The 5,845-nt window shown below is 37.5% G+C and carries 5 protein-coding genes; 1 reads left to right on the top strand and 4 read right to left on the bottom strand.

Features of this window, described 5'->3' with window-relative positions:
- From AABE15_RS00715 to cydD, 4 genes are all read right to left on the bottom strand, one after another.
- The coding region (locus AABE15_RS00715) for a RecQ family ATP-dependent DNA helicase (protein ID WP_338329361.1) at window positions 1–1,602 on the bottom strand (1,602 nt) is incomplete at its 3' end.
- Between the two features lie 26 nt (window positions 1,603–1,628).
- On the bottom strand, window positions 1,629–2,018 hold the full coding sequence (locus tag AABE15_RS00710; RefSeq protein WP_338329360.1) for an OmpA family protein: 390 nt from the start codon (window positions 2,016–2,018) through the stop codon (window positions 1,629–1,631).
- A gap of 107 nt (window positions 2,019–2,125) precedes the next feature.
- Window positions 2,126–3,778 (bottom strand): thiol reductant ABC exporter subunit CydC, encoded by a 1,653-nt coding sequence (cydC, locus tag AABE15_RS00705; protein ID WP_338329359.1) that lies wholly within the window; start codon window positions 3,776–3,778, stop codon window positions 2,126–2,128.
- Window positions 3,779–3,789: 11 nt separating this feature from the next.
- Window positions 3,790–5,484 carry a thiol reductant ABC exporter subunit CydD gene (gene cydD, locus AABE15_RS00700; RefSeq protein ID WP_338329358.1) on the bottom strand — a complete coding sequence of 565 codons (1,695 nt, stop codon included), beginning with the start codon at window positions 5,482–5,484 and terminating at the stop codon, window positions 3,790–3,792.
- Window positions 5,485–5,675: 191 nt separating this feature from the next.
- Here cydD and AABE15_RS00695 point away from each other — a divergent pair.
- A partial coding sequence (locus tag AABE15_RS00695; RefSeq protein WP_338329362.1) for a glycosyltransferase occupies window positions 5,676–5,845 on the top strand: 170 nt, incomplete at its 3' end.

Raw genomic sequence — 5,845 nt, 5'->3', positions numbered from 1 at the left:
AGCTTGTTGTTCGCTAGATAAACTCGATTGTTTAGCCTCAGATAATTTAGAAAAATTATATGTTTCTAAATTATTTTTTATAAAAAGTTCTTTTTCTCCCTTTAATAAAGGCAAAGCTTTTTCTTTGTTAAGAAAAAAATTTGATCGTTCAATCCCTTGCCTAAGAACATCGTCAGCGAGCAATCGTCTAATAATCGTCTTCCAAAAATTGACAGAATTTTCATTGCCAATACCAAATAATGACAAACGATCATGACGATAATTTAAAATATAATTATTTTTAAGCCCTCTTAAAACATTTATAATGTGTAACGCTCCAAAACATTGACCCGTCCGATAAACAGCGGATAAAACTTTTTGTGCAGCTACAGTTCCACTTAATAAAATTGGAGGATGTTTACAATTATCGCAATGACCACAGGGATTGGGCATTGTTTCGCCAAAACAGCTTAATAAAACTTGATGACGACATTGGGTAGTTTCCACAAAATTGATCATCATCTCTAACCGATTAAAAGACAATTTTTTTTGCTGGTCAGACAATTCAGAATGATCAATCCAGTATCTCGCCTTTGCAAAATCCTCACCACTATACAATAAAATTGCATCCGCCCTATCCCCGTCTCGACCCGCCCGCCCAATTTGTTGATAATAATGCTCTGGACCTTTCGGCATATCCAAATGAACAACTAATCGTACATTAGGCCGGTCGATTCCCATACCAAAAGCCACGGTAGCCACAACGATGAGAGGCTCTCCCGATCGAAATCGTAATAAGGCAGTTTTTTTCTCAAGTGATGATAATCCAGCGTGATAGGCAAGCGCGTTCAACCCATGGTTCACTAACCTTAATGCCGTACGTTCGGCCTTTTTTCTACTACCACAGTAAATAATTGAGGTTTGATTAGAAAATTGACTAATAATTTCTAAGAGTTGTTTGGTCTCTGAAGTTTTAGGAACCGCGCGTATAAACAGATTGCTACGATGGAAACTTTTTTTGTAAATTTTTGCCTTTGGCATAGATAAGGCGGTAAGAATGTCCGCTTGGGTTGCAGGGTCGGCCGTAGCAGTAAGGGCTATTCTTGGAACCTTTGGAAACAAATTTTCAAGATTGTTCATCAATCTGTATTCGGGTCTGAAATCATGTCCCCAAAGCGAAACACAGTGGGCTTCATCAATGGCAATCACAGCAAGCCTGCTCCGCTTTAACGTTGCAAGCATACTCTCCGTTCCCAGTCTTTCTGGAGAGATATAAAGTATTTTTAAATCTCCATGAATAATAGAATGCTGTATTTGACTTATCTCTTCCAAACCAATCTCAGAATGCAGTGCGCCTGCATTGACCCCTAATTGTCGTAACGAAGCCACTTGATCGTTCATCAGAGCAATTAAGGGGGAAATGACCAACCCTATGCCTTTTCGACATAATGAAGGAAGTTGATAACATAAGCTTTTACCACCGCCTGTAGGCATAAGTAAAAGAACATCTTCGCCATTTATTATTGAGCGAATTGCTTGTTCTTGTAGACCACGAAAAGCTTGGAAACCAAATATAGTGTTTAAAGCACTGAGAGGATCCGTGCTTTTTTCCAAAGAATTCACACTATTCATAAAACATATAAATAAACTTATTTAACCTCAATCTCAACTCGACGCGCTGCAAGCTGATTTTTTCTATCTTCAGGGGGTCTAGGGCTATCGTGTACTCGATTAGAATCTATGCCTTTATCAATAATTTGCTTTGATACAACTTCAGCTCTATTTTTGGCCAAACTTTCATCGATAGACATATCCCCGTAAATAGCAGCATAGCCTTTAACGTAAACGTGCTTTGCAGGAAAATGCTTAGCATAATTTGCTGCTTGAGAAATTGTAGTTTGTGCAGGATCATCAAGCTTAGTAGAAGCAAAAGGGAAAAATACAACGTAAGTTCTGTCATTGGTTGCGGTCAGATTAGAATGCTGAGCACAACCAAAAAGCAAAGAAGCGACAAAGATAGTTGGCAATATACGGCGCATTTACATTTCCTTAATTAAATCTAACATCTCAATATATTTATTTTATTTACCATATCTGCTTTTGTAGACAAAACAAACATGAAACTTTTATGGCATTAATTCTTAAATTATTTATCGAACAAACGACATACATAATCGATTTTTTCAACCCCTGTTAGATGATGCATAATAAGGATAATGGTGCGGTCCAAAGCAATACGGTTAAGGATTTGAAAAAAATCTTTTTCAGTATCCACGTCTAACCCTGTAGTTGGTTCATCAAATAAAAGAATGGGTGCTTTTGATAACAAAGTCCTCGCCAATGCAATTCTTCTGCCTTGCCCTCCCGATACTCGTATTCCTCCCTCACCCAACCATGTATCCAATCCGTCTGGAAACGATTTGACCACATCATCCACCGCAGCATCTTTTAAAGACTGCCATAATTCTTCTTCACTGGCGTCTGGGTAGCCTAAACGTAAATTTTCCCTAATCGTGTCGTCAAAAAGATGCGTTTCTTGAGAGAGCCAAGCAATTTTACTTCTTACAAGATCATCTTTCAAATCGCATATTTGTTTGTCACCCAACCATATTTCACCTTCTGTAGCAGGAATAATTTTTAATAACAACGCCGCCAACGTGGATTTCCCTGCACCAGACGAACCGACAATCGCTATTCTTTGTCCTTGTTTGATAGAAAGATTAAAAGCACGATACAGCCATGGTGTATTTTCTTTCCACCGGAATCCGAGATTACAAATTTTTATATCAAATCCACAGGGGGATGTGCTGTCATATCCCTGTTCAACATACACATAACCATCGTTTACATTTACTACACGCAGTGCTGAATTCACGATCTGACCTGCAAGTGCCCCCGCTTTAGACAAAGAAAGCACCACTTCAAACGCTGTTAAGGTTAAGAACAAACAAAACACAATTTGAAGAGGATGGATTCCCTGAAAGCCAATATCCATGGCCGCTGCAAAAATGCACAAAACAGCAATTTGACCGCACAAATAGCTTATCGAACTAAAACAAGCAATGATTTTTGCTTGTGCGTGATATTCATTAAAAAGAATAGCCTCGTGCTTTTTTATCAAACTTTGCAACCGATGTGCCGCATTAAAAACTCTGACTTCTTTTAATCCAGCAATACAATCGAGGGAGACCATGCGTAATTTAGCTATACCTTGAATAAGATTTTTGCCACGCTTGCATGTTATCCAAGCAGAAAGCAACGGGCAAACAAACCCTGAAATAATAAATAGCAACGATAGAATAAAGGCTAATGGAATATTAATCATACTTATTGAAGCGATTAAGACCAAAAGAGTTAATAAAAACCCAAGAAAAGGCAAAAATATACGCAAATAAAGATTGTCTAACGTTTCAATATCCGTAACTAACCGTGAAAGTATATCCCCACTATGCCTAAATCCTAATCCTGCTGCAGCGCCTTTTGCCAATTTTTTAAAGAACCAAACCCTTAAATCTGCGATTGCTTTGAACATAACATTATGGGTATATAAGCGTTCAACGTAACGCATAATTAAACGCCCTCCCCCCAGTATTTTTAACATTAATGAACTTATCATCGCAATGCCCAAAGCGCTGAGGGCAACTTTACTGCCCGCTAAGCTCATCAAAGCCAACCCAAAGCCTAAAGCAAGTAAAGAAAAAACAATGCTTATTCCTATAGAAAAACGATGCACACGCCAAACAGAGAAAATTTCTTTGAACGCTTCAATTGTTTTCACTTTTTTTTGAGGATTTTTCATAATAAGGACGCCTAGTTTACCATCATTCGAGACATAATATGCCCCTTCTCTAACGTCAGGTGTAACCCTTCTAGATGGTGTCCACTGACAGAATGCGTTGCAAGCACCACTAATTTATTCTGAGCAAGGATACGAATACTCTCAAAAATATCAGCTTCATTACGAGGATCGAGATGAGCCGTAGGCTCATCCAACAAAATTAAAGGAGCATCTTTGAGAAATGCTCTGGCTACTGCTATTCTTTGCGCCTGTCCCCCGGAAAGGCCATACCCGCCTTCACCCACTACTGTATCAATGCCTCTAGGTAATTCCTGTATTATTTTTTTCATTGAGGCTAATTCAATAGCTTTATTAAATTGTTCTTCGCTAGCATTCGGATTAGCAAAAAGTATATTTTCCTTAATCGTTGATGAAAATATAACTGGTCTTTGGCCGATCCAAGCCAATAAGGACGCATAATTTTCACTATTTAACGTGGTTATGTCCACCCCATTTAATTTAATTATGCCACTGGTTGGTTTTATAAAGCCCAGTAGCAAATCAATCAGCGTAGACTTCCCTGCCCCTGACGGTCCTATTAAAGTAATATTCTCGTTCGATTTTGTTTTGAAGGAAATATTTTCAAGGGCTTTTCCTCTTGCTGGATCCCAAAAAAAGGAAACATCACTAAATTCAAGCGCATACAGTTCAGTATCATTCCACGATTTGTTTACCTTATCTTTATTTGAACTCTCAGGTAATACAACAATAGAAGCCGCCGCACTATTAAGCTTTGCCCTATCTTGATAAGCCAAGGCAAAATTTCTTAAAGGTTGAAAAAATTCAGGTATAATAAGTAAGGCAAACAAGGCATGCGTCACAGGCACCGAATGAAAAGGGGCACTATTATAAAAGCTTCCAACATCCACCATTGCTACTAAAATAATGGAAACAATCATTGCACAATCGATAGAAGCAGAAGATAAAAACGCTACGCGCAAAACCTTCATCGTGCATATTCTAAGCTCATTAGCAGCAAACGCTAACTTTTTTGCTTCATCATTGGAACGACCTAACAAAACTATAGTAGCAATTCCTTTGATGCGATCCATAAAACGTCCTTGTAAACGCATCATAGCTATAAACTGTTTGCGAGCTGCAACCGCTGCACCAATCCCAAACAACGCTTGCGCAACAGGAACCATTAGGCCACATAAACCAATAATAAGTGCAGCCCAGGGTTGTATAAAAAAAACAAATATTAATATGGTGCAAGGGGATAGTATCCATAAAATGGATATAGGCAACCATCGAGAAAAATAGCCATCTAACGATTCAATTTGATCAATCACTATAGACGATAGAGCACCGATGGAATGTTTATACAAAAGAATAGGACCAGCAGCAATAATTTGCGTCAATACTTCAGATCTAAGCCGTTTTCGTGCTATTAAACCGATTTTAATCGCGGTTAACTCTTCGCTGTAAATCAAAACCCCTTTGAGCAAAATTAATACAATATAAAGGCTTAATAAAACAGATGTGGAAACAGGTAAATGTATACTTGGTAATAATAGTTTCCCCAATATTTGGGCAATACACCAAGCAATGCCCATCGAAATTATGTTGGAAAAGAAACTTAAAATAACGATTGGCAAAATAACCTTTTGACCTATTTTATTTTGTTTTTTTATCCAAGATTTTATGAGTCGTTTATTCTGTTGCATTGACACCTGATATAATGAATCTAAACTTATTATTCTGTGATCTAAAAATTTATAGTTATAAACTAGAATAAATATAATTTCTTATTTCTAACTCATGGTATGACATTGTATATAATATAATCTGTAAATCTATTCTATGAGTTAAAAGTTTCTGCATACGCAATTTGTAAATCAACAACTGGTCCTGTCCCATGATAAATGGAAAAAAAATAGCCGTTGTCTTACCTGCCTATAACGCAGCCAAAACCCTTGAACAAACCTATAGCGAAATCCCAAAAGATATTGTTGATGATATTCTTTTAACCGATGATAATAGCCATGACGAAACGGTAAGCATAGCAAAAAAACTCAATATTTATAC

The sequence above is a fragment of the Commensalibacter sp. Nvir genome (assembly GCF_963921845.1).
In the GTDB taxonomy this organism is placed as follows: Bacteria; Pseudomonadota; Alphaproteobacteria; order Acetobacterales; family Acetobacteraceae; genus Commensalibacter.
Note: the sequence above shows the minus strand (reverse complement) of the source record. Positions and strands in the feature narration are given on the sequence as shown.

Excerpts from the sequence above, each read along its gene's own strand:
- AABE15_RS00710 (WP_338329360.1), bottom strand. The coding sequence starts at position 2,018 with ATGCGCCGTATATTGCCAACTATCTTTGTCGCTTCTTTGCTTTTTGGT.
- cydC (WP_338329359.1), bottom strand. The coding sequence starts at position 3,778 with ATGAAAAATCCTCAAAAAAAAGTGAAAACAATTGAAGCGTTCAAAGAA.
- cydD (WP_338329358.1), bottom strand. The coding sequence starts at position 5,484 with ATGCAACAGAATAAACGACTCATAAAATCTTGGATAAAAAAACAAAAT.